The sequence below is a fragment of the Helicobacter sp. T3_23-1056 genome, from assembly GCF_053654535.1.
Window position 1 is genome coordinate 1 of record NZ_JBSIUU010000007.1, and the last position, 23,076, is coordinate 23,076.

The 23,076-nt window shown below is 40.4% G+C and carries 24 protein-coding genes; 9 read left to right on the forward strand and 15 right to left on the reverse strand.

Annotation, left to right across the window (positions count from 1 at the left end):
- The first annotated feature begins 157 nt into the window (after positions 1-157).
- The 3 genes from ACWIUO_RS04745 to ACWIUO_RS04755 all read left to right on the forward strand — a co-directional run bounded on the left by ACWIUO_RS04745 (position 158) and on the right by ACWIUO_RS04755 (position 3,264).
- Positions 158-2,440, forward strand: coding sequence for a hypothetical protein (locus ACWIUO_RS04745; protein WP_454176776.1), 2,283 nt, complete (start codon positions 158-160; stop codon positions 2,438-2,440).
- A 212-nt stretch (positions 2,441-2,652) separates the two neighbouring features.
- Complete coding sequence (locus ACWIUO_RS04750; RefSeq protein WP_454176777.1) at positions 2,653-2,886, forward strand: hypothetical protein; 234 nt, start codon at positions 2,653-2,655, stop codon at positions 2,884-2,886.
- Positions 2,887-3,021: 135 nt separating this feature from the next.
- A complete protein-coding gene (locus tag ACWIUO_RS04755; RefSeq protein WP_454176778.1) occupies positions 3,022-3,264 on the forward strand; it encodes a hypothetical protein in 243 nt (80 codons plus the stop codon).
- Positions 3,265-3,746: 482 nt separating this feature from the next.
- Here ACWIUO_RS04755 and ACWIUO_RS04760 read toward each other — a convergent pair whose 3' ends face one another.
- Both ACWIUO_RS04760 and ACWIUO_RS04765 read right to left on the reverse strand, forming a co-directional pair.
- Positions 3,747-5,399 carry a cation acetate symporter gene (locus tag ACWIUO_RS04760; protein WP_454176779.1) on the reverse strand — a complete coding sequence of 551 codons (1,653 nt, stop codon included), beginning with the start codon at positions 5,397-5,399 and terminating at the stop codon, positions 3,747-3,749.
- Positions 5,396-5,776 (reverse strand): DUF485 domain-containing protein, encoded by a 381-nt coding sequence (locus ACWIUO_RS04765; RefSeq protein ID WP_454176780.1) that lies wholly within the window; start codon positions 5,774-5,776, stop codon positions 5,396-5,398. The genes ACWIUO_RS04760 and ACWIUO_RS04765 overlap by 4 nt, the downstream gene beginning before the upstream one ends.
- Positions 5,777-6,284: 508 nt before the next feature.
- Between ACWIUO_RS04765 and ACWIUO_RS04770 the strand changes: the two genes are divergently transcribed.
- The 3 genes from ACWIUO_RS04770 to ACWIUO_RS04780 are packed head-to-tail and all read left to right on the forward strand — an operon-like array spanning position 6,285 to position 7,922.
- On the forward strand, positions 6,285-6,824 hold the full coding sequence (locus ACWIUO_RS04770) for a hypothetical protein (protein ID WP_454176781.1): 540 nt from the start codon (positions 6,285-6,287) through the stop codon (positions 6,822-6,824).
- A gap of 10 nt (positions 6,825-6,834) precedes the next feature.
- Complete coding sequence (locus ACWIUO_RS04775) at positions 6,835-7,692, forward strand: hypothetical protein (protein ID WP_454176782.1); 858 nt, start codon at positions 6,835-6,837, stop codon at positions 7,690-7,692.
- A gap of 44 nt (positions 7,693-7,736) precedes the next feature.
- Positions 7,737-7,922, forward strand: coding sequence for a hypothetical protein (locus tag ACWIUO_RS04780; RefSeq protein WP_454176783.1), 186 nt, complete (start codon positions 7,737-7,739; stop codon positions 7,920-7,922).
- Between the two features lie 296 nt (positions 7,923-8,218).
- Here the strand turns inward: ACWIUO_RS04780 and uvrA are convergent, their stop codons facing one another.
- The 7 genes from uvrA to thrB all read right to left on the reverse strand — a co-directional run bounded on the left by uvrA (position 8,219) and on the right by thrB (position 17,040).
- Positions 8,219-11,173 carry an excinuclease ABC subunit UvrA gene (gene uvrA, locus ACWIUO_RS04785; protein WP_454176784.1) on the reverse strand — a complete coding sequence of 985 codons (2,955 nt, stop codon included), beginning with the start codon at positions 11,171-11,173 and terminating at the stop codon, positions 8,219-8,221.
- Positions 11,174-11,282: 109 nt separating this feature from the next.
- Positions 11,283-11,573 (reverse strand): Asp-tRNA(Asn)/Glu-tRNA(Gln) amidotransferase subunit GatC, encoded by a 291-nt coding sequence (gene gatC, locus ACWIUO_RS04790; RefSeq protein ID WP_454176785.1) that lies wholly within the window; start codon positions 11,571-11,573, stop codon positions 11,283-11,285.
- A 38-nt stretch (positions 11,574-11,611) separates the two neighbouring features.
- On the reverse strand, positions 11,612-12,448 hold the full coding sequence (locus ACWIUO_RS04795) for a BspA family leucine-rich repeat surface protein (RefSeq protein ID WP_454176786.1): 837 nt from the start codon (positions 12,446-12,448) through the stop codon (positions 11,612-11,614).
- A gap of 296 nt (positions 12,449-12,744) precedes the next feature.
- Positions 12,745-14,151 (reverse strand): class II 3-deoxy-7-phosphoheptulonate synthase, encoded by a 1,407-nt coding sequence (locus ACWIUO_RS04800; RefSeq protein ID WP_454176787.1) that lies wholly within the window; start codon positions 14,149-14,151, stop codon positions 12,745-12,747.
- Between the two features lie 115 nt (positions 14,152-14,266).
- Positions 14,267-14,914 carry a GTP cyclohydrolase II gene (ribA, locus tag ACWIUO_RS04805; RefSeq protein ID WP_454176788.1) on the reverse strand — a complete coding sequence of 216 codons (648 nt, stop codon included), beginning with the start codon at positions 14,912-14,914 and terminating at the stop codon, positions 14,267-14,269.
- A gap of 347 nt (positions 14,915-15,261) precedes the next feature.
- Entirely contained in the window at positions 15,262-16,035 is a 774-nt protein-coding gene (locus tag ACWIUO_RS04810) for a hypothetical protein (protein WP_454176789.1), read from the reverse strand.
- A gap of 87 nt (positions 16,036-16,122) precedes the next feature.
- Positions 16,123-17,040, reverse strand: a complete 918-nt coding sequence (thrB, locus tag ACWIUO_RS04815) for a homoserine kinase (RefSeq protein ID WP_454176790.1) — start codon at positions 17,038-17,040, stop codon at positions 16,123-16,125.
- Positions 17,041-17,251: 211 nt separating this feature from the next.
- Here thrB and ACWIUO_RS04820 point away from each other — a divergent pair, with 211 nt between their 5' ends.
- The 3 genes from ACWIUO_RS04820 (at position 17,252) to ACWIUO_RS04830 (ending at position 19,615) form a co-directional block, all read left to right on the forward strand.
- Entirely contained in the window at positions 17,252-17,704 is a 453-nt protein-coding gene (locus ACWIUO_RS04820) for a DUF779 domain-containing protein (protein WP_454176791.1), read from the forward strand.
- Between the two features lie 96 nt (positions 17,705-17,800).
- Positions 17,801-19,063, forward strand: coding sequence for an Opr family porin (locus ACWIUO_RS04825; RefSeq protein ID WP_454176792.1), 1,263 nt, complete (start codon positions 17,801-17,803; stop codon positions 19,061-19,063).
- A gap of 219 nt (positions 19,064-19,282) precedes the next feature.
- The gene (locus ACWIUO_RS04830; RefSeq protein WP_454176793.1) at positions 19,283-19,615 is read left to right on the forward strand and encodes a hypothetical protein; all 333 of its coding nucleotides are present in this window, start codon (positions 19,283-19,285) and stop codon (positions 19,613-19,615) included.
- A 379-nt stretch (positions 19,616-19,994) separates the two neighbouring features.
- Here ACWIUO_RS04830 and ACWIUO_RS04835 read toward each other — a convergent pair whose 3' ends face one another.
- The 6 genes from ACWIUO_RS04835 to ACWIUO_RS04860 are packed head-to-tail and all read right to left on the reverse strand — an operon-like array spanning position 19,995 to position 23,064.
- Entirely contained in the window at positions 19,995-20,873 is an 879-nt protein-coding gene (locus tag ACWIUO_RS04835) for a hypothetical protein (RefSeq protein WP_454176794.1), read from the reverse strand.
- A gap of 12 nt (positions 20,874-20,885) precedes the next feature.
- Positions 20,886-21,779, reverse strand: a complete 894-nt coding sequence (locus ACWIUO_RS04840) for a homoserine O-acetyltransferase/O-succinyltransferase family protein (protein ID WP_454176795.1) — start codon at positions 21,777-21,779, stop codon at positions 20,886-20,888.
- An 18-nt stretch (positions 21,780-21,797) separates the two neighbouring features.
- Complete coding sequence (locus ACWIUO_RS04845; protein WP_454176796.1) at positions 21,798-21,995, reverse strand: hypothetical protein; 198 nt, start codon at positions 21,993-21,995, stop codon at positions 21,798-21,800.
- Complete coding sequence (locus tag ACWIUO_RS04850) at positions 21,992-22,456, reverse strand: hypothetical protein (protein ID WP_454176797.1); 465 nt, start codon at positions 22,454-22,456, stop codon at positions 21,992-21,994. The genes ACWIUO_RS04845 and ACWIUO_RS04850 overlap by 4 nt, the downstream gene beginning before the upstream one ends.
- Before the next feature lie 17 nt (positions 22,457-22,473).
- Complete coding sequence (locus tag ACWIUO_RS04855; protein ID WP_454136203.1) at positions 22,474-22,740, reverse strand: type II toxin-antitoxin system RelE/ParE family toxin; 267 nt, start codon at positions 22,738-22,740, stop codon at positions 22,474-22,476.
- A gap of 3 nt (positions 22,741-22,743) precedes the next feature.
- Positions 22,744-23,064, reverse strand: coding sequence for a type II toxin-antitoxin system RelB/DinJ family antitoxin (locus tag ACWIUO_RS04860; RefSeq protein WP_454176798.1), 321 nt, complete (start codon positions 23,062-23,064; stop codon positions 22,744-22,746).
- Between the last annotated feature and the right edge of the window lie 12 nt (positions 23,065-23,076).

The window sequence follows — 23,076 nt, forward strand, 5'->3', positions numbered from 1 at the left end:
TGAAAACAAATAGAGGTATTTCGGGCGTTGCCCTCAATATGACAAGCCAAAAACAAAACCTCAATATGACAAAAAGTAGCACACCAAAAAACCCCTAAAACTAGCCATTTTTAGCATTATAGCAAGTGTCGCTTTAGACGCATTAGTAGCCTTAGATTTGAGTGGCTCTATGAGTGCTAGTGCCGTGCAAAGCCGACTTAGCCTTACAGACTCTACTTACAATCTAGGCACAAAAGATAGCAAACTATATGTGGGGGCTGGCAATGTAACTAATTCATTTAGCAACCTTGCAAATATACATTTTGCCAATGTCTCTGCTACTAGCACGGATTTTATTTTTGAAGCGACAAATGTTAATCGCAACATTTATGTAACGCTAGATGGTGGCTCTAGCATACACTCTCTCACGCTAAAAGGCATAGGAATAGGAGATGTAAAAATCAGTGGTGGTGCAAATATCAGTAATGGACTCATACTAGATAGCACCACAGCGATAACCTCTCTTAGTATCACAGGTGCTGGGAGTTTTGTAAGCCAAATCACTAGCGGTAGTGGATGCAAGTATGCCAATAATACCACCACTGGTTGTGGCAAGATTGAAAGAATGGTGGTGGGAGATGCTGGTGTATTTTTGCCATTTATTGGGAGCAATTATATTAAAGCAGATATTACAAGCAACCTAACGATAAACTCTGTACCTCTTACGATAGATTCTAGCGACACTGCTTGGAATCAAAAAGCCACAACCGATGCGATGAAAGGACAACATATCACCATAGTCAATACGACAGAAGCAGATGTCAATATAATCACGCTAGGAAAAGGAAGTGTATATCTCTCTATCGGTCCAAACGCAACAAGAGGGGGGCAGTATAAGTATCAAAATCTGGTGCTAACAGGCGATGGAGACTATTACAATCCCGCTCAAGCAGCCGCCACTTCCAACTACGAAGCTATCACAGCAGCACCCGGCGTGCGTATAGAGAGAGGGAAAGATAGCTTTGTCTTGCAAGCAGATGTCGCCACAAGCTATGGTGCTTCTATGTATAGGGCTTTGGCACTAGGATATATGAGACGAAGCACGATGACGCAAAATCTACTAGACACAATGACTACCAAAACATTTCATAGCGATAGATACTACAATCAAGAAGTCGAGTTAAGGCTTTTGCAATACGATATGAATCGTCTAACAAATCGAAACTCCAAATTTGCCAAACACGCCCGCAAAAAAAACCAAAAAGAAATCGACAAAATGCGAGAAAAAATGGCAAGGCTAACTTTGGAGCAAAGCAAGGGACAGCACCTAGACAAAAGCTATAATAATTTTGAGCTAATCGATGAACTTGATGTGATATTTATCCCTTACACAGGCAGGCGCGATTGGAGGCTGTTTGCCCTATCCTATGCGACACATAGCTATGTGGATTTGGGCAATGACACCGCTATGGAATACGCAGGTGGCGCACTCTTTGGCATTCAAAGAAATTTGCGACTAAATGGAATCTTTGGCGGATATGTAGGCTATGAATTTGCCCATACTGATACCACTCTTGTAGGTGCACCCACACAAGTGCAAACAAACTCACTTCAAATAGGTGCAAACTATTACAAAGCCTACGCTGTGCCTGCAAAAGTGTGGGAAGGATTTATCAAGGCAAATATTCGTGGCGGGGTTGATTTGCCACGATTTAGGTTTGAAGCAGGCGGCAAAACAAATACGATAACTTCTAATAGCCCTGATTCTAGCGTGCCTCTTATGTGGAGTGTGGGCGCAGAAGTCAAAGGCGGGATAACTTTCTATCAATACAAACGAAATAGCTACCTAAGCCCTGAAATTTCGCTTAGCTATGATTTGCTATCTAGTCTAAAAATGAAATTTGAAAAACCTATCATCAATGTCGATGGGGCAAACTTTTTCCCACTAGGCGCAAATGAATACTACAAAAATATTTATTGGAGTTTGCCTCAGCTAGGAGCTTCGGTGCGCTACTACAAAATCTGGGGCAATACATTTCGCACCAACATAAAAGCTGGCGTGCGATACAATATCATAAACACACAAAAAGCAGAATTGAGGATTGGAGAGAATTTCACCGATGTCGGCACAATAACCCTGCCCGCTGTATATGGAAATCTAGCGTTTGATTTTGTGTGGATGATAAAGAAAAACCACGAGCTATCTTTTGGCTATGATGGGCTTTTCTATGCAAGCACATTTGAAAAAACCACTAATGCGTATGGCAAAAAAATCGCTACAAATGATTGGTTTAATGGCGTAACTACGACTTTAAACTTCAAATACGCGTATTGGTTTGGCGGAAGCGACTATGTAACCGACAAAGACGGCAATGCCGTAGCACGCTCCATAGCCGAGGGAGGCAAGAAAAAATCTAAGTCCAAAAAATCTAAGAAAAAGGTTTATTACATTGATGGGTAAGTCTTTTTCCCCTATCTCTTTGCAGAGAGGTTAGGGGTTGGGTTTTTTAGATTCCACCAATGTCATTATAGGCAATGATTCCGCCTCCGTCATTGCGAGATTCTAGGCGTGGCAATCCACTTTGTAATAAAAACAAAAATAGATTGCCACGCATTAGATTTTGCTAAAACGCAAAATCTAATTGCTCGCAATGACAAACTAGGTAGCGTTATTTGCTCCGCAATGACGGCAATGCAAAGTCTTTCAATGACAGGATTTCCCCCTCCCTTAGCACGAGAGAGGCTATGGGAAGTGTTTTTTATCCTAATAAGCATAAGCTAACTATCCAAAATCCTAATCCTTGTCATATTGAGGGCGTAGCCCGAAGTATCTCAAAATCTAAAAATGTAAGTAGAGATATTTTGCTCTCACGCGCTCAATATGACAAAAAAAATCCGTCATTGTGAGATTTTGCGACTTTGTTAAAAGTTGCAAAATCGTGGCAATCTATGTTTGCTATTGCGTTTTTTTGTCGTGGATTGCCACGCTCGTTTCACTCGCTCGCAATGACGATGGGAGGGTGGATTGCCACGCATTAGATTTTGCAAAAAACGCAAAATCTAATTGCTAGCAATGACAAAAGCAGAATCATTGCTTACAATGACAGCGGGGTGGATTGCCACGCGTTGCGTTGCAACGCTCGCAATGACGATGGGAGGGTGGATTGCCACGATTCTAGCCTTTTTGACAAAAGGCTAGAATCTCGCAATGACGGTAAGTTCTTTTTCAAAAAAAAAAAAAAAATAGTTAGTTTTTGTGGTGGGGATTTTTGTGATTTTGCGTAGATTCTAGCTTTTTGTGCGTAGTTTTTAAGAAAAACCTAGAATCTACGCCGTGCAAACAATAAACATAAACAAAATACAAGAAAGCACAGAAAACAAACAATAACATAACATAACAAAACATAACAAAACATAACAAAACATAACAAAACATAACAAAACATAACAAAACATAACAAAACATAACAAAACATAACAAAACATAACAAAACAAAGCAAAGCAAAGCAAAACAAAGCAAAACAAAGCAAAACAATGCAAAACAAAGCAAAAGACAAACAACAAAACAACACAAAAGACAAACAAAAAACAAAATGCAAAATGCAAAAAAAAAAAAAAAATACAAAACAATGCAAAACAACACAAAAAAACGAAAAATACAACAAAAAACAAAAAAAACGAAGCATAAAAGCAAGCACAAAAACAGCGCACAAAAGGCAAAAAAAGCAGCCTTTCATACGCGGTTTGTGCGTGTTTTTGCGTGGATTTAATGCGCCACTGCTTCGCTTATGCCTATGCCACTTTGGGCGCGAAAATCTTGTGCGGGGAATCCATCTTTATCGATTTTAGCTCGCTTGCTAGAATCTGATTTTGAAATCGCCCAAATTGCGATAAAAGTGAGAGGCATAGAAAAAATCGCGGGGTGATTGTATGGGAAAATCGCGCTCTCAAACCCTAGCACACTTACCCACACGCTAGGGCTTAGTAGCACAAGTGCTAGCACGCATACAAGCCCGATAATCCCGCCATAAAGCACGCCATTTGTAGTCAAGTTTTTCCAATAAATGCAAAGCAAGATTATGGGGAAATTCACACTTGCTGCGATTGCAAAGGCAAGCCCCACCATAAATGCGATATTTTGTCCCTCAAAGGCTAGCCCTAGCACAATGGCTAAAACGCCGATTCCAATGGTTGAGGCTTTTGTTACGCGCATTTCGGTTTGTGGGTCGCATTTTCCATCTTTGCAGACATTGACAAACAAATCGTGGCTTATCGCTCCAGCACCAGAAATCGTAAGCCCCGCCACCACCGCGAGAATCGTAGCAAAAGCCACTGCAGAAATAAAGCCTAAGAAAATATCGCCACCTAGCACTTTTGATAAAAGCACAGCTTCCATATTTGGCGGGATAAGGCTTTTGCCATCTTCGCTGATAAATTCAGGGTTGCCTAGCAAAAACGCAATCGCTCCAAAACCGATGATAAAGGTAAGAATGTAGAAATACCCGATTAGCCCTGTGGCGTAAAATACGGATTTTCGGGCTTCTTTAGCATTTTTGACCGTGAAAAATCGCATAAGAATATGGGGCAGTCCTGCTGTGCCAAACATTAGCGCAAGTCCTAGTGAAATCGCGCTCACAGGGTCTGGCAAGAAAGTGCCGGGCTCCATTATGGCTGCGCCTTTTGAGTGGTTTGAGATAGCCATCTCAAAATATCTATGCAAATCAAATCCGCTCATATACAAAATCATTATCGCCATAAATGTCGCTCCACCTAGAAGCAAGCAAGCCTTTATGATTTGCACCCAAGTGGTGGCGTGCATTCCGCCAAAGGTTACATAGCAAATCATTAGCACGCCTACGATGATAATCGCATAGGAATAAGGCAGTCCAAAAAGCACTTGGATTAGCCCGCCTGCGCCTACCATTTGGGCGATTAGATAAAACATAACCACGCTTAAACCAGAGATAGCCGAAATGGTGCGCACCTTTTTAGAATCTAAACGATAAGCGATAATATCTGCAAAGGTGTATTTGCCTAAATTGCGGAATTTTTCAGCGATAAGAAATAGCACGATAGGCCACCCTACCAAAAATCCAACCGAATAAATCAGCCCATCAAAACCATTTGCAAACACAAGCCCTATGATTCCAAGAAAGCTCGCCGCACTCATATAATCCCCCGCTATTGCGATACCATTTTGCATTCCCGTGATATTGCCCCCAGCGGTGTAAAATCCCTGCGCAGAGGTGGAAACTTTGCTTGAAAAATAAGTGATTCCAAGCGTGGCTAGGACAAATACTAGAAACATTCCAATAGCAAAGTAGTTGCGCTCGCCTTGCGTGAATCCCGCCGTATCAATCCCCGCCGCATTTGCAATGCCAAAAACTCCAAATATGCCAAATAATATAAATGTTTTCATCTTGCACCTCCGTTGATATTATGTCTCATTGTGCTTTGTGTGTCGCCTGCTATCATTTCTTCTAGCGCACCGCTATCTTGCAAATCCTCGATGATTTCGTTTTGCTCTTTATCAAAGTATTTGTTTGCAAAAAGCGTGTAAATGCCCGTGCTAGCGATAGATACCACGATGATTGTGATACCCCACAAAATCCCTAGCGTAACCGAGCTAGGTCCTAGCCGATAGCCTAGCATTTCGGGGAAAAATCCCACGCTCAAAACAAACGCATAATAACAAACCAAAATCACAAGCGAGAGAAAAACACAAAATCTATTTCTAAATGAAACAAATTTGTAAAATCTCTTTTTAGCGTCTTGCGCACTTGCTACTTTTCTCATTGTTTCTCCTTTTAGTGTTGGATTTCGCTTTAGCTTTTTGGCATAAAGCTTGATAAAGTTTAAATATTTTTTAACTATTTTGCAAAAAAATGCAACAAAAAATTGACAAAAAAATCATAAATGTTTCTAAAAGTAATATTTTTGTGTAGATTTTATTTATTTTTAATGGGTTTTGGGTAGTTTTTGTGAAGTTTGGTTTTTGGATTTTAGCATTGCGAATTTTGTGTGGTATTTATATAGATTTTTATGTGGATTTTGGGGTTTTTAGATTTTGAGTTTTTTTAGATTTTGGGGAGAGTTTGGAGGGTTGATTGTTTGGTTTGATTTTGTCGCTATGGGTTGCCACCCATTTTTATCTGCTCATTTTTTTGCCCATTTTTGCCCATTTTTTTACATTTTTGCAAAAAATCGCAACTTTTTAAGCAAAAACAAAAAAAAAAAAAAACGCATAATGCTAATCAACTAAATCCATAAAAAGATTTAGCAAATTCGTTGCAAAGGAGCAAAAATGACAAAAGAAATCAGTTTGCAAGAGTTGGATTCTCTTGCTGTGCAGGTAAAAGAGATAGATAAGTCTATGGCGCGAGTATTGATGGATATGGGCGTGCCTAGAGACATTGCCTACACGATAGATGAGTTAACCGACAAAGCAATCATCATCGGCAACAAACTCTATGACATAGGCAAAATCTTGTTGCTAAAAATCATTGAGTTTATCAAGGCAAATCCAAATCTTTCCGCAGGGATAGGATTGGGGATATGTATCGCCGCTTTTAATAGCGTGTTGGTTGGTATTGTTCCTTTTATCGGTGTGTGGTTAGCTCCCCTTGTAGCAAAACTTACCGCTTTGCTATCTATTCCACTAGGTGCAATAGTAGGTGCGTTACTTGATAAAAAAGGCGAAAACACTCCGCAAAACATAGAAGAGATGTTAAAAATGCCAAAAGGCTCTATTGTATCAGGCGCGATAGAAGCATTAAAAAAATTATGTCAGCTGTTTGCGGATATTTTTCAAACGCTCAAAAGCGAAATCAAAGAAGTCAAATAAAGGATAACAAATGGCAAAACTTACCAAAGAAGAAATACAAGAACAAATAGAAAAAGTCAAAAAAGAAAGAGAAAAATTGCAAGGCAATAGCTTTCAGACAAATAGCGCGCAAGCTATCGGCATAAGTGCTGGAACTGCCGCAGGTGCTGCGATAGGCGCGAGTGTGGGTGCAGGGGCGGCTACTGCTGCTGGACTAGGCACAGCCACAATCGCAGGCTCAACTACGCTAGCTAGCGTAGCAAGCACGATAGGGCTAGGCGGACTTGCTACGGTTACCGCACCTGTGTGGGCTGCGCCCGCTGGGATAGCAGCAGGTGCAGCAGCACTAGGCTATGCTGGATACGCGCTAATCAAATGGGCAGGATTGGGTGCAAAAAACGATAAAAGAATGGCAAATGACCGCAAAGAAATGGAAAAAGAGGTGCTAGAGCTACAACGACAGCTTGAGGAAATGGAAGCACAAGAAGCACAGCGCAAAATCCAAAGCGCGTTTTGTAGCCTAGCACTTTGCAAGCATATCATACGCGCTGATGGCATAGAGGACGACAAAGAAATAGCAAAAATGCTTGAACATTTTGATGATGGGAGTATGACGCAAGAGGAAATGTGTAATGTCATAAAAACATACTATGACATCGATATAAACGCAGAGGGAGCGCAGGTAGAAAATCTATGCGCAGAGCTAAAAATCCTGCTAGATAGTAGCGAAATCCAAAAGCTACTAAGCACGCTAAAAGGCATCATAGAAGTCCCACAGCAAAATAAAGAAGCGGGGTTTGCTAGCGCGATAAAATCTATGATAGGCAAAAACAAAGCCAAAGAAAAAGAGCTAGAATTGTTTAGCAAGATAGCTTTGCTAATGGCTTAAAAAGGCTAAGGATTTGCTATCTCGCATAAGATTTTGCGCAAAAAATGCAAAAAAAGCAGGGCTTAAAAGCAAATCTTGCAAGCCCTGCAAGCCCTGCAAGTCTTGCAAGATTTGCGATGAAAAAGATTTTGCGGTGGAAAATCTTTGCGATAATCGATTTTTTGGCGTTTAGATTTTGTGGTGATGGATTTTTGTGGCGTTTAGATTTTGAAGTTAAAAATCTTGCATAAATATCATTTTTTGCATTTTGTTTGTATTTTTTATCGCTTTTTTCGTTTTTATCATTGCTTTGTGTATCGCGTTTTTTATCGCGGATTTAGCACAACGACTTTGCGCCAAAATCTAATAAAATCAAAATATCGCAAAACCTCACAAAAAACCACGCAAAAAAATATCGCAAAAATTCACAAAATCCCAAAAAAAAAAAAATCGCAAAAATAACGCAAAATCTCACGACAACCAAACAAAAATCTAAGATTTTTGAAGTTTTCAAAAAATGTTTGGCTTTTTTTGCCTCTTTTTTTGCCTAATGTTTTTTAGATTTTTGGGATTCAAACTCTTGGGCTAAAAATTTTGCCGTGTAGCTTTTAGATTTTTTAGCGTTTTTGATGATGTCTGCTACCTTGCCACTATCAACTACCCTCCCACCTTTTGCCCCGCCCTCTGGTCCCATATCGATGATATAGTCTGCATTTTTGATTAAATCCAAATTATGCTCCACCACAATCACGCTATTTCCTAGCTCCACTAGGTGATGAAGCACGCGCGTGAGTTTGTCCACATCGCCAAAATGTAGCCCTGTGGTAGGCTCATCTAGCACATATAGCGTGCGTCCTGTGTCTTTGCGACTTAGCTCTTTTGCTAGTTTGATTCTCTGTGCTTCGCCACCGCTTAGCGTTAGGGCGTTTTGCCCTAGCTGGATATAGCCTAGCCCGACATCTTGGAGGGTTTTTAGCTTTTGGTAGATTTTGGGGATTTTGGCGAAAAACTCGCACGCGCTATCCACGCTCATCGACAAAACTTCGGCTATGGATTTTCCTTTGTATTTGATAGCTAGGGTTTGGGGGTTGTATTTCGCACCATTGCACAAATCACACTTCACCATCACATCGGGCAAAAAGTGCATTTCTATGCGGATTTCGCCCTCGCCTTGACATTTTTCACATCGCCCGCCTTTTAGATTAAAACTAAAGCGCGACACGCCAAAACCTAGCATTTTTGCTTCTTTGACTTGGGCAAAAAGTGCGCGGATTTCGTCCATCGTGCCTGTGTATGTGGCGGGGTTACTTCTTGGGGTGCGTCCTATGGGCGTTTGGTCTAGGTAGATGACTTTGTCTAAATGCTCTAGCCCTAGTATTTCTACGCCATCGCATTTTTTGATTTTCCTAGCGTTGTTTAGGATTTCTTGTGCGACAGGGAGGAGGGTTTGGAGGATTAGAGAGCTTTTGCCAGAGCCACTCACGCCCGTTACGCAGACAAAGTTGCGTAGGGGGATTTTGACACTTAGATTTTTTATGTTGTTTATGGTTACGCTTGAGATAGTTAGCCACTCTTTTTGTGGGCGATTTTGCGGGTAGAAAATGTTTTTTTTGCGATTGATATAGTCCGCTGTGAGCGTGCTTGCGTCTAGCATACCGCTCAAATCCCCGCTATAAATCACCTCCCCGCCTAGATGCCCAGCCCCCGGTCCTATATCCACGATAAAATCCGCGTTTAGTATCGTCTCTCTATCGTGCTCGACTACGATAACGGTATTGCCTTTTTCTTGCAAGTTTCTAAGGGTTTTTATGAGCTTTAGCGTATCTCGCTCGTGTAGCCCTATACTAGGCTCATCTAGCACATACATAACCCCTGTAAGCCCGCTACCGATTTGGCTTGCTATGCGGATTCGTTGCGATTCGCCACCGCTTATGGTGCGTGCGTCTCTGCCAAGTGTGAGATATCCTAGCCCCACATCGACTAAAAAAAATAGCCTCTCTCGTATTTCTTTTAAAATCGGCTCGGCTATCATCATTTCTTGCGCATTTAAGTGGGCGAAATTTGCCTCATTTGCAAAAAAATCATAACTCTCTTCAATCGGCATATCGATGACTTCGCCTATGCCTTTGGTAGAGACTTTTACGCTTAGGGATTCTGGTTTTAGCCTATGGGCTAGGCATTTATCGCAAGGCTTCTCACTCATAAAATCCGCCAAATCCCTCTCATCTCTAAACATATCGTGCGCTATGGCTAAAATCCCCTTCCATTCGCGCCTTAGCTTGCTACCTCGCCATTCAAAAAGCACTTCTTTGCCACTATTATAAAGCAGAGAATCTTGCTGTGCCTTCTCTAGCTCATCAAAACTAGATTTTATATCAATCCTCTCCGCCCTGCAAAACGCCCGAAAAAGCTCGGCATAATAGCTACGATTGTAGCCAAAAATGACTTTTATGCCACCTTCTAGCAATGGCAGGGAAGTGTTTAGAATCTTTTTTGTATCAAGCGTATATGTGCTACCTAGCCCGCCACACACTTCGCACGCACCTTTGGGAGAGTTGAAACTAAAGCTAAGTGGCTCTAATGGCTCAAAGCTCACTTTGCAATCAAAACAGGCAAAATGCTCTGAATAATGCACTAATTTAGATTCCGCGCTAGAATCTATGCGGGATTTTGCGTGGGCTTGCAAATCGTTTTGGGGAGAATTTTTTTTGGAGATTTTGGAGATAGATTCTTTGGAAATGGATTCTTTGGGGGCAAAATCTGTGGGGGCGGATTCTTTGGATTCTATGCTGTATTCGATTTCGACTTCGCCATAGGATTCATTTAGGGCTTTTTCTACCGCTTGGGCTAGTCGTGTCTTGTTTTCTTGCGTGTTTGTAAGCCTATCGATTATGACTTTTATGGTGTGTTTTTTGGATTTTGCTAGCTCGATTTCCTCATCAAGCCTAGTGAGGACGCCATTTATCTGTGCACGCACAAAGCCTTTTTGTCGCAAGTCTTGGAGTTTATCAGCAAATGTCCCTTTTTTTTCACGCACGATTGGGGCTAAAATCATCATTTTTGCATTATCTGGCAATGCTAACACTTGCGAAATAATATCGCTTGAACTCATCTGCGAAATAGGCTTGCCACAAAGATGACAATGCTGTTTGCCTACTCTTGCATACAATAATCGCAAATAATCATAGATTTCAGTAATCGTCCCAACGGTAGAGCGCGGATTTTTGGAAGTGGTCTTTTGGTCTATGGCAATCGCTGGGGTAAGCCCCTCGATTTTATCGACTTCTGGCTTGCCTACCCTATCCAAAAACTGCCTAGCATAGCTTGATAGCGACTCGATATATCGCCTCTGCCCCTCTGCATAAAGCGTGTCAAAAGCAAGGGTTGATTTGCCACTGCCTGAAAGCCCTGTGAAAACAACAAGCTTATTTTTGGGGATTGTTAGATTTAGATTTTTTAGGTTATTTTCTCTTGCGCCTATGATATGGATACAATCTTGCATTTTACTACTTTTCTATTTTTGTTTTATTTTTTTGGTGGGTAGATTTTGTGCTTTTAAATCTTGCAACGCTTGTTTTAAATCGATTTTGCATAGAATCTATGTTTAGATTTTACTCGATGATTTTTGGCACTAAGAAAAAATCATCTTTGGTGCTTGGAGCATTGCTTAGCACATCTTTTGCCACGCTTGGTGCGACATTTGATAAAGTGATTTCATCAGCCCTTAGCGGTGTTTTTTGCGTGCTTTGCAAGATTACAGAATCCGTATCCACGCTATTTAGATTTTCGACAAAATCCAAAATCTCACTTAGATTTTGCTCTACTTTTTCTTTTTGTGCCTCATCAATCTCTATCATCGCCAATCGTTGCAACTTACCCAAAAGCGCGTCATCAATGTGCATTTTTGCTCCTTATTTTTAAGCTATTTTGCGTTATTTTTCTAGCGTTTTGCGCGTTTTTTATACCATTTTGGAGGTTTTGACTCTAGGGCTGAGCCCTCAAACATATCATCTACATCGACCCCTTTATCTAGCTTTCCTCCCCACGCTTCCAAATCCTGCCTAAAAGATTCTGCATCAGAAAACATACTGCCCATACTCTCTATCGCGCTCACATCCCATTTGTTTAATGGCTGGTTAAAGGATTTTGCCCCTGCAAACATAGAACTCATATCCTCCACATTTTCGACATTCCACGAATTTAATGGCTGGTTAAAGGATTTTGCCCCCGCAAACATATAAGTCATAACCTCCACATTACTCGTATCCCATTTATCAAGCGGTTTGTTAAACGAACTTGCATTATGAAACATCGCGTGCATTCGCTCGACATTGCTGACATCCCAATCGTTGATATTTTGATTAAACGATTTTGCCCCTTGAAACATAAAACTCATATTTTCTACATTGCTCGTATCCCACAGCTCTATCCCGCTATAATCGCGATTTGCAAGCACATCATCGCCTTTAAGCCCCTGAATAGCAAAAAGCGAACTCATATCAGTTATCTTGCTTGTGTTGATTTCGCCTAGATTTACATTTGCCTTGCGCACAAGCTGCATTAGCTCGTTTTTGGTTTTGGGGAAATATTTATATTTTTTTGTGGCTTTGGTGGCTGCTTGTTGGCTGGCATTTGATTTTGGGTTGATTTTAGCCACTTCGCTTGCGATTAGGGCTTTTATCTCCTCGATATTGCATTTGCACGCACAGCCACTAAACCCAAATGCTAATAACAAAGTAAATAACATTGTCCATATTGTCCTTTGATTTTGCTTCATTTTCTCTCCTTTTTTTTCGCTTTTTTTAGCTTTTGTTGTTTTTCCATCAAAGTTGTCGTTGTGGCATTTCTAACATTTCTAAACGATATGCCTTTGCCATAATCATTAAATATCATTGCGATATTTTTATGTGAATCTTATGGCTTTAAAGCCTTTTATTATAGTCAAAAAATCTAATCCTTTGCCTACCCTCAAATATTTTTCCTCACATATTTTTCAAGCATATAGAGATTTATTTACGATTTTGGCTAGATTTTCTTTTGGGTTAAATCGTTGCGACTTTTTTGCAAAGTAGATTATTTTTTGCGTGCTTTTAGCATATCTGCGATAAGAAAAGCTAGCTCGATAGCCTGCGTGGCGTTTAGTCTTGGGTCGCATTGGGTATTGTAGCAGGTGGCTAGATTTGCCTCTGTGATGGCTTGAGAGCCACCGACACATTCTGTTACATTATCGCCCGTCATTTCTAGATGCACGCCCCCAGCGATGCTACCCTCTGCTTCGTGGATAGCAAAAAACGCTTTGATTTCGTTAGCGATTTTATCAAATGCGCGGGTTTTGTAGCCGTTGTTTGCTTTTATGGTGTTGCCGTGCATCGCATCGCTACTCCATAGTATAGCCCTGCCCTCTTTTAGCACCTCTCGCAGTAGCTTTGGAAATCTCTCTTGTAGCACGCCATCGCCCATTCGCACGATTAGATTTAGCCTACCCTCTTCATTTTTGGGGTTTAAAATATCACAGATTCCTAGCACCTCATCTTTTGAGGCATTTGGTCCTATTTTCACGCCCACAGGATTTTCCACCCCGCGCAAAAACTCCAAATGCGCCCCGTCCAAATCCCGCGTGCGCTCGCCTATCCACAGCATATGCGCAGAGCAGTCATACCATTTGCCACTTAGGCTATCTTTGCGCACAAGCTGTTCTTCGTAGTTTAGTAGCAAGGCTTCGTGGCTTGTGTAAAATTCTGTAATCTTTAGCGCAGGGGTATTAGCAGAATCTATCCCGCAGGCTTTCATAAAATCCAATGCTTTGGTAATATCCGTGGCTAGCTCTTCGTATTTTTGCCCTAGCGCGTTGTTTTTGACAAAATCTAGATTCCACCGATGCACTTCAGCTAAATCCGCTAGCCCACCGCTAGCAAACGCACGCAAAAGATTTAGCGTAGCGGCACTTTGATGATATGCTTTTAGCATTCGTTCAGGCTGTGGCTCTCGCTTTTCTTTGCTAAAATCTAGCTCATTTATAATATCCCCGCGATAGCTTGGCAAACTCTTGCCATCTAGCTCCTCAAAATCCGCACTTCTAGGCTTGGCAAACTGCCCCGCAAGCCTGCCTACTTTGATGATAGGACAACCCCCCGCAAATGTCAAAATCGCGCTCATTTGGATAATCACTTTAAACAAATCGCGGATTCCGCTTCCGCTAAATTGACTAAAACTCTCCGCACAATCCCCGCCTTGAAGCAAAAACGCCTCGCCTCTTTGGGCTTGCTTAAATCGCTCTTTTAGACTTCTAGCCTCGCCTGCAAATACAAGCGGAGGGTATGAGGCTAGCTCTTTTTGTATGGATTCTAGTTTGGCTTTGTCCGTGTAGGTTGGGTGCTGTTTTATGGGGAAATCTCTCCAGCTTGTTTTATCCCAGCTTGGGCTAGATTTGCCTGCGCTTTTAGCAAAATCTTGTTTTTTGGTGGAATCTTTTTTTGGCATATTTACTCCTTTTAGTCGCTTTTTTCACGCTATGTTTGGCATTAGTCGTGTTTTTTTATTAGCTCTATGTTTGGCTAGCATTTTATATTTGGCAAATGCAAACACAAATCATTGATTATAGCAAATGTCCTAGTTTGGCTTTTTTGGTGGCTAGATATTGCTCATTGTGCTTATTTGCCTGTATGATTATCTCACTTCGCTTCACTTTCACAAAGCGCGAAATCGCCTCAATCTTTTTAGGATTATTAGTAAGCAATTCTACTTCCTTTATCCCATAATACTCCAAAATCCTCCCCACAATCCCATACTCCCTATCATCGCTACGAAATCCTAGCGCGATATTTGCCTCCACCGTGTCATAGCCTTTGTCTTGCAGGGCATAGGCATTGACTTTGTTAAAAAGCCCGATTCCCCTGCCCTCTTGACGCAAGTAAATCATTAGCCCACCTTTGCCATCTTTATCGCTTGAAGCGATTTTTTGCATAGCTAGGGTTAGCTCTGCGCCACAATCGCATTTTTGAGAGCCAAACACATCGCCTGTCAAACACTCCGAATGCACTCGTAGCAGTGGCACAAACGCGCTAAAATCGCTATATTTTGCATTTGTATCTTGCGTGTTTTCATTCTCATTTTGGGCTAAGATTTTGGCTAGATTTTGGCTTAGCGCGACTAAATGCTCTTTTTGATTTTGCAAAAATGACTGAATCACAAAATCCCCAAACTTCGTTGGCAACTTTGCTTGAGTAGAAATATCTAAATCCATAAAAATCCTTTTTTTGTTTTAAAAACAAGTGATAAAAATAATAAAGCCGTGATTTTAGCACAAATAAAACATAAAATCCAAACTCTAATCACTATAAACACACCTTATAAAACGCAACAAACACACGAAAATCTAAAATCTAAACTTTTATTTTTACCAATAAATCCGCTTTGTCCAAAGGTTTGCTAGAGTCCAAGAGTCCAAGTAAAAAATTCTCTTGCTAAAGAAGGGGGTTTTAAAACTTCGGTGTGCAAAAAACAATCAAAAAACAAAGATAAAAAATAATGGTAAAAAGATAAAAAAAGTAACAATAAAAAGCAACCATAAAAAACGATAATAAAAAACGATTATACAGCGGGTAAAATATAAAGTGGTTCGCAAGGCGAGGTAAAAAGCGAAATATCTAACTTGCAAGGGAATCGAAAATCAAAAGAATAATCAAAAATCAATTTGGCTTGTTTTGCGTTCGTTTTTTTTGCATTAGATATTTTTTCATTAGATATTGTTGGATTAGATTTTTTTGTGGATATGATTTTGGATTTTCTTTTAGATTTTGTTGTGGCAACACTAGCGCAGTCAATAGATTCCGCACAATCAGCAGACTTCACAAAAATCGCAGAATCAGTAGAATCCATAAAATCCGCAGAATCAACAGAATCTATACAATGATTTTTATCCATATTTTCCGCCACATTCAAAGCAGTTTTTTTAAAACCAAAATCTTTATCCAAAAACACACATTCTATGCCCTCATCTTGCTTTATAAAATACCTTTTCCCATACGCAAAAATCGCCACATCACCAAGCAGGGCGAAACTATCGCAACTATGCAGTTTCACGCCCTCCACCACCGCTAGCGTATGCAAAAAAGTATGCGCTAGCTTTAGCGCGCTTAGATTGCCCGGACCGCGTGCATAATACACCGCCGAAATGTCGATTCTTTTTTCTTGCAATTCACACTGCATACTATGCAAACAATCCAAAATCTTGCCCTCTTTTTTTGCCTCAAAACAAAGCTCCCTATCTTTATATAGAGCATAATACATAGGTGAGTTTATGCAAAGCAATGCAAGCTCGTATATATGCTTTTTTGTTTTTGCAGATTTTGTAGATTTTGTCATTTGGGTTGCCTTTTTGTGCGTTTATTTTTGGAGTAGATTTTGATGATTTATGGGTATTTAAGTGTGCGCAAAATTATTGTTGAAAGATTAGTTTTTTAGCAAGATTCCATCATTATCTAGCTTTAGCTCTAGCACGCGAAGTTTTTTAAATCTATCGCTTAGCTCGCTAAAAAGTCGCTTAGAATCCTCCTCAAAACATAGATTTAAAAAGCTAGAGCCACTACCAGATAGCGTGCTTAAAATCGCGCCATTTGCTAGGGCGCATTTTTGCACGGCAAATAGCACGGGTGTAGCGCGCATCCTGTTCTCTTGGTGGAATCTATCTCTGCTAGCATAGCGCAAAAAATCCCATTTTTCTTGCATTATAGAGGCGACTAGAAGTGAGGCGTGAGAGAGGTTATACACCGCGTCATTAAAGCTGTATTTTTTGGGTAGGCTTTGGCGAGACATTTTTGTAGAAGTGCTTCGCTCTGGGATAACAATCACCGCACGCAAATAATCAGGCATTTTGTGTTTAATATGCAAGACTTTTCCCCGCTCTTTGCCCTCGCCTAGCATTGCGATATTTAGCCCGCCAAATGTCGCAGGCGTGATATTATCAGGGTGATGCTCATAATACAACGCCTTTTGCACGATACAATCCCTATCAAGTGGCAAATCTAACGCCCTATATGCCGCGCTAATCGCGCCTATGATGATAGCAGAGCTAGAACCCATACCGCGCGAAATGGGAATCTTATTTTGAAACACAAAGCGATATTTTGGATTTTCATCGCCACCGCTTAAGATTTTTATGGTTTTGTAAAACACCCTAACAAACATATTATCCGCGATAAATCGCTTTACCCCAGCCCCCTCGCCATAAATCTCTATGCTTGTCTCTTTTGCAGGTTGCAAGCAAAACTCATTGCGAAAATCTAGGCTAAGCCCTAGCACATCTAAGCCTGAACCTAGATTTGCGCTCGTAGCTGGCACGGTGATACAAAAAGCAGAATTTATAGGCATTTGTGGATTCTCCGTCTTGATTTTGGGTTTTTTCGCGGGTGGCGTTTCGCGGTTTTTGCATTTTTTTCACATAGTTTTTGGTTGCAATAAAATCTGTAAAAATATCATAAAAATAGGTAAAAAATGTAAGCCAAAATAAACGCACATTATAACGCATTCTTTTACAAATCTTAGATAAGATTGACAATATCTAAAAAATCTAAGGATACAAATGAAACACAAAACAAACATAACACCTAGCAAAGATTCTAACGCAAAATCTAACACAAAATCTATGCCCACGCAAAAGCGCGTAATTGCCACACCAAAGCGCGTAATCGCCACAAACGAAGCATTATCCCTCATAGAAAATTTACAAAGCCAAAATGGCGAAATCATATTTGTCCAAAGTGGTGGGTGCTGTGAGGGGAGCGTGCCGATATGCACGCTAAAGAGTGATTTTATACTAGGGGATTGTCATATATTGCTAGGAAAGATTGGCGGGGCAGATTTTTATTTGCACCAAAGTTTGCAAGAATACTACAAAAGCACACAGCTAATCATCAACGCAAAAGAGGGAAATGGCAATGAATACTCCCTAGAATACGGCAGTGGCTTTGCTTTTGAGCTAAATCTTAGGCTTTTTAGAGATGAGGAAGTAGCGATTTTGGGTAGTTTTGGCTAGTTTTATGAAAATGGCTAAAAATTTGGATAATTTATAAATTATGGTATTGTTTTTGCTAGCTAAAACGCATAAAAAACCTATAAGGAACTACACCAAATGAGGCTAAAAAAACTTTTAGCGATATGGGCAAACGCGCTTTTTGCTACGCTTTGTGTGGCGTTTGGGGCTAGCGAAGTGCGCGAAGTGCGGATTGACAATGCGCCTGCAAGTTCGTTTGCAGATGGATTTAGGCGCGGGCTTATCTATGGACACGCAGGGCTACTTTTTCAGCAGTCCATCGGCGCAAACCCATACTCTACTTATGGCGACATAAATCTAAGTCTAGGCTATGAGACAAGGCGATTTATGGGGTATAAATTTGGCGCAGAAATGTGGATAGTGCCAAAACTATACGAAGCAAATGCGGGGGATTTTGCCCGCTCGCAGACTTATTTTGAAGTCCCACAGATTTATGCGGATTTTTACAATGAATATGAAAATTTTGGCGGAATCATCGGGCGATTTAAAACCGATGAAGATTGGATAACAAACTACACAGAGGGTTTAAGCGCAAGCTATGATAGAGTCAAAAATCTATCGCTAAATTTTACTTGGGCATTGCGAAACGCGTTTTTTACAAATTATTTTGCGCAAAATTTTCAAAATTTTGGCGACTATCAAAGTGGCAAAATCGGTGGCTTTAGTGGCGGGGCGTTTTTGTTTCGCGCAGATTTTGCTATCCCAAAAGCCGCTATCACGCTAAGTCCGTATCTTTATATGGTGCCAGATTTTTTTGTCGCACCGGGGCTAAAAACAAAGCTAGATTTGCCTATCAATCAAAAACTTTTTTTTAGAGCGTTGATTCATCTAACTTCCTATGTAGGCGTAGGCAAACAGGCTAGCTCCACAAGTGGTGGGGGTGGGGGAATCATTTGGGGGGAGGCACAGATTGATTGGGGGAGGTTTGTGCTAGCGGGGCAAGAGTGGCAGAGCTTCCTTACCGCAGGGGCAGGCATCATAAACACCCCTAGCAAAGGTGCGCTATACATTGATAGCTTTGGGCAAAATACGCCATTTGAGAGGGCTGATGGCATTTTTTATTACAATTCCACCACGCCTTATGCGTTTGTCTCGGTAAATCTATGGAAATATGTAAGTTTATATGGGGCGTTTCGCACAAGTATTGTTTCCAGCAATGAAACCGTGCTAAATTGGGAAGGCAGAGTGGATTTTCGTCCTATCAAAAATGTCTTGCTAGGGGCTAGCGCAGTAGGTGTGAATAATTCTATAAATATACGAAACAATCGCGCTGTGCCAACTAGATTTGGTCCAAGCGGGGACTATACGATATTTCGCGGGTATGTGGAGTATAAATTTTAGATTTTGCGAAAAACGCTGTTTTGTTAATACGCGTTTTTTTAAGAATATTCGCAATGTAGCTTTGTTTGTTTTGTAGAGCAAAAATGCAAGGCTAGATTTTGCAAGATTTGGATTTTATAAGGTTTTGATTTTGCAAGGTGAGATTTTGCAAAGTGAGATTTTGAAAGGTTAGTTTTTGCAAGACAAAGTTTTGCAAAAACAGATTTTACAAGGATAAAAATGGAAAAATTAGTCAAATTTTACAAAATCTATGCGATAGCCTTAGTCGCACTCATCGCCCTAGCTAGCGTAATCTATCGCATTATAAACGGAGCTACTGAAGTGGGATTTGGCGGAATGTTGGCGTTATTTGGGCTGTTGCTGTGGTTGCCTATATTTGTGTATGGGACTTTTGTGTATTTGCCAAGCAGAATCTACAAAAAATTTCAATGCACAAAAGAGAAGCAAAGAGATTTCATCGCATTTGAAAACACCGCGTTTGAAATGCTTTATTATTTGTGTTTGTTTGTGTTTGTATTTGTCGCAGTAGTCGTGATAAAGGGGATTTTGTAGGGGTTTGTAGGATTTTATAGAATTTTGCTTTTTTGATTTTATGCTGTTTTGTCGTTGTGAGATTTTGTTAAAAAGGCGCGAGATTTTTGCAGGCAAATTTGTAGCAACCTATTTTGTGTCATATTTAGCGAATTATGTCTTTTTGCGCTAGATATATTTGCTCGATTTTGTATGATAAATCGCCTATTTTTATGATTCTCTCTCAAATCTCTTTTGTCAATTCTTTTTGGGCTACAAGACTTGCATTTTCAAGCAAATACAACGAAATAATCCGCAATCACGGGAATCTAAAAGGACTAAAAAAACAAAATGCCCAAAAGCAAATCAACAAAAAAATCCCCCTAAGATTCGCGCGACAAAATGGCAAGGCAGTCTTTTATTATTTCTTTTTTGAGCGTCTGCCACACCAGCCATTCCACCCTGTGCTATGGCTTATTAACACCACTGCTATAGTTTTTTCTTGGCTTTTTGCTTGTGAAAATCCAGCAAATGTATAGCGTATATCCCTCCCCGCATCACGGCTGCATCGTGAGCCAAAATGTAGCATTTCCCCACTTATAAAATCCGCATTAGAGAGGGTTTTTATCTTTTTATTGCCTCGCATTGCACGATATTTTGTTGTTTCAAAACATTCTTTAGAATCCCACAAATCGTCCTCTTCAGGCTCTTTTCTGCTATCGTAGCTCCACGCACCTTTATTTTTTGCGATGATTTTTGCCAATAGTTCATCTCTAAATGGACTATCACTCATTTCTATATCCTCGTAAAAATATATGCTATATAGTGCGTCTTGAAAGTTTTGTGCCTCGTTAAAAATATAAATTTTTGCCTTTGCATTATGTATCGTGCGACATTCATTAGAGTAATTTACCCAAAAAACGCGTATCGCACTAGGCAGAGTTATTTTTAGATTTTTATTTCCCGCGCTTATTCCCAAAATAGCTTTCGTTTCGCTAGATTCTCTCTCAAGGTAGTTGCTCAATCTTTTCTTTAAATAATCTCTTTTTTCATCATCTATAGCATCGATAAATGTATCTAGCAATTTTTCGTTGTGCGAGTCATCGCTCACAGGGAGTGTCAGCTCACGCTCTAGACATTCCTCCAAAAGTGGAAGTTGAGATTCTAATAAAGCATTAGAATCTAGCGCGGTTTTCATCTGTGATAGACACTTTTTGCCATTTTCCAAAACATTTGGCAATTTTTGGGCTTCTAGCTCTTGCAAGACAAGGCAACAAACTATCATTACTACAAATCGCATAAAAACCTCCATTCACAGCTGATATGGCGTATCTTGATATACGCAAAAATTCAGCCAATTTGCAAATATCACACTAGAATCCGCCCGCCAATCATAGCGCACCGCGCCATTTGCATAAAAATAATTTATCGGCGCGCTAATCTCTATGCCCTTTGCCTTGTCGCGCTCATATTCGCCCTGCAATGTGAGTTTGCCATACTCGGGGTGTCCTAGCATAAAGATGTCTTTTTCATCTTTTAGCACGCTTATGCCAGATTCCGCGCCTTTTAGCAAAATGTCTAAGTTTGATTCACCCGCCACGCGCTCCGCCACCGCTTCATCTACGCCACTATACCTTGAGTGCGGGATTTTCACAATGTCGCCTAGCCCCGATAGTAGCACATTTGGCGTGATGATGGAGTGCTCATAAATGCCTGAAAGCTTCGCGCTAAGCGCGACTTTTGGGACTTTGTGGAAGTGATAGAGCCCAGCCATCGCCCCCCAGCATAGATAGAGCGTAGAAGTGCATTTAGCGCGTAAAAAGTCCATTATCTCACACAATTCAGCCCAATACTTCACTTCCTCAAACTCCAAATGCTCGATAGGCGCACCCGTGAGTATCGCACCATCGAAATTGCGCTCCCTCACGCGCTCAAAATGCACATAAAATTTATCCAAATGGCTTTGTGGCGTATTTTTCCCCACATAGCTTTGCGTGGTAAGAAGCGTGATATTGATTTGCAAAGGCGAATTTGCCAAAAGCGATAAAAGCTGATTTTCGGTTTGGATTTTGGTAGGCATTAGGTTAATGATGAGAATCTCTAGCGCGCGAATGTCTTGGTGCTTGGCACGCGCCGTATCCATCACAAACGCGCTTTTTTCTAGCTCACTAAACGCAGGAATGTCCTTTGGGATAATAATTGGCATCGTTTTAACCTTTTTGTTTTATTTGGCTTGCGAATCGCTGATGATTTCTACAAATTTTGCCCACTCAAGTTTAAAGCTAAACGCAAAAAGCGCGATTAGCGGGATAATCACAAGCAGACTAAAATATGTCATACCAAGCCCAAAGCTAAGCCCAAAGCCCTGCAAAATCGATGGCTTTTTAGCGATGATTTTGTTTGCAATGTAAGAGAGATTCATTTGCCTTGCTCCTTGTCAATTTTTATGAGATTATAAAATACATCTGAATCTCTTACTTTATTTTCTAACTCGCCACAATTTTGGATATTGCGTATTATTAGGTATTTGGTAGGGTCATAGCCTTGTTCTAATTCTCTACTTATTGCATATCCACACACATCAAACTTTTCTTCAAGTATTATTTCAAATGAGCATCTCTTGTCAAAAAAAACAAGGCTATTTTTTGACTTCTTTTCATATAAATATGATTTGTTTTTTGCGCCATAAACTGCATTACCTTGTAAAAATGTCTTGTCATTCTCTTTTATTGTTATTTTATTCACTGATGACTCTTGTAGCTCTATTACTACTTCTATATTGTTTGTTATGGATTTGTAAGTGTCTGTATTGCCATAAAACATAACTTCCACACCAAACGCCACGCCACACGCCAAAATCACAAATGCTAGTAGTTTTTTCATCGTGTTTTTGCTCCAAATCATTTAAAAAGTTGCGAATGTGTGCCGATTCGCAATAGTCGAATTTCATCATTTTCAATCAAATAAATCACTAGCTTATCGCCACCGATATGAAATTCCCTAGCATCTGCATATTCCCCTTTTAGTGCGTGGTCATTTGCGCTTGGTGGCAGTGGTTTATCATTTGCTAATAATGAAAAATATTCCACCATTTTATTAAACTCGCTATCGCTTAATCGCACCTTTGATAAGTCATTGATAAATTTTTTCTCGCGTTTTAGATTCATCGCTTATGCCTTATTTTGTGCTTTTATTGCCTCAAATTCCGCCCTTAACTGCTCCAAAGTAAAACTCTCTAAATTCTCGCCTTTTCGTGCGTTTTCTATCGCCTTTTTGGTTTCCTCATTTGGTATCTCGCTTCTACCTTGCAAGCTAAATGGTATCGCATTTTCGCGTATCACAGCTTTGGCAAATACATTAAACGCAGAGCTAAGATTTAGCCCCATATCGCTTATGATTCGCTCAAATTGCACCTTGTCATCTTTATCCATTCTAAAAGTTACATTTATGGTTTGGGGCTGAATGGATTTTGTTGTTTGTATTGTTTGCATTGCAATCTCCTT

Coding starts and splice junctions, on each gene's coding strand:
- ACWIUO_RS04810 (WP_454176789.1), bottom strand. CDS start 16,035: ATGACAAAATCTACAAAATCTGCAAAAACAAAAAAGCATATATACGAG.
- ACWIUO_RS04860 (WP_454176798.1), bottom strand. CDS start 23,064: ATGCAAACAATACAAACAACAAAATCCATTCAGCCCCAAACCATAAAT.
- ACWIUO_RS04775 (WP_454176782.1), top strand. CDS start 6,835: ATGGCAAAACTTACCAAAGAAGAAATACAAGAACAAATAGAAAAAGTC.
- ACWIUO_RS04855 (WP_454136203.1), bottom strand. CDS start 22,740: ATGAATCTAAAACGCGAGAAAAAATTTATCAATGACTTATCAAAGGTG.
- ACWIUO_RS04820 (WP_454176791.1), top strand. CDS start 17,252: ATGAAACACAAAACAAACATAACACCTAGCAAAGATTCTAACGCAAAA.
- ACWIUO_RS04840 (WP_454176795.1), bottom strand. CDS start 21,779: ATGCCAATTATTATCCCAAAGGACATTCCTGCGTTTAGTGAGCTAGAA.
- ACWIUO_RS04825 (WP_454176792.1), top strand. CDS start 17,801: ATGAGGCTAAAAAAACTTTTAGCGATATGGGCAAACGCGCTTTTTGCT.
- ribA (WP_454176788.1), bottom strand. CDS start 14,914: ATGGATTTAGATATTTCTACTCAAGCAAAGTTGCCAACGAAGTTTGGG.
- thrB (WP_454176790.1), bottom strand. CDS start 17,040: ATGCCTATAAATTCTGCTTTTTGTATCACCGTGCCAGCTACGAGCGCA.
- ACWIUO_RS04770 (WP_454176781.1), top strand. CDS start 6,285: ATGACAAAAGAAATCAGTTTGCAAGAGTTGGATTCTCTTGCTGTGCAG.
- ACWIUO_RS04795 (WP_454176786.1), bottom strand. CDS start 12,448: ATGAAGCAAAATCAAAGGACAATATGGACAATGTTATTTACTTTGTTA.
- ACWIUO_RS04765 (WP_454176780.1), bottom strand. CDS start 5,776: ATGAGAAAAGTAGCAAGTGCGCAAGACGCTAAAAAGAGATTTTACAAA.
- ACWIUO_RS04835 (WP_454176794.1), bottom strand. CDS start 20,873: ATGCGATTTGTAGTAATGATAGTTTGTTGCCTTGTCTTGCAAGAGCTA.
- ACWIUO_RS04830 (WP_454176793.1), top strand. CDS start 19,283: ATGGAAAAATTAGTCAAATTTTACAAAATCTATGCGATAGCCTTAGTC.
- uvrA (WP_454176784.1), bottom strand. CDS start 11,173: ATGCAAGATTGTATCCATATCATAGGCGCAAGAGAAAATAACCTAAAA.
- ACWIUO_RS04760 (WP_454176779.1), bottom strand. CDS start 5,399: ATGAAAACATTTATATTATTTGGCATATTTGGAGTTTTTGGCATTGCA.
- gatC (WP_454176785.1), bottom strand. CDS start 11,573: ATGCACATTGATGACGCGCTTTTGGGTAAGTTGCAACGATTGGCGATG.
- ACWIUO_RS04845 (WP_454176796.1), bottom strand. CDS start 21,995: ATGAATCTCTCTTACATTGCAAACAAAATCATCGCTAAAAAGCCATCG.
- ACWIUO_RS04780 (WP_454176783.1), top strand. CDS start 7,737: ATGCAAAAAAAGCAGGGCTTAAAAGCAAATCTTGCAAGCCCTGCAAGC.
- ACWIUO_RS04850 (WP_454176797.1), bottom strand. CDS start 22,456: ATGAAAAAACTACTAGCATTTGTGATTTTGGCGTGTGGCGTGGCGTTT.
- ACWIUO_RS04800 (WP_454176787.1), bottom strand. CDS start 14,151: ATGCCAAAAAAAGATTCCACCAAAAAACAAGATTTTGCTAAAAGCGCA.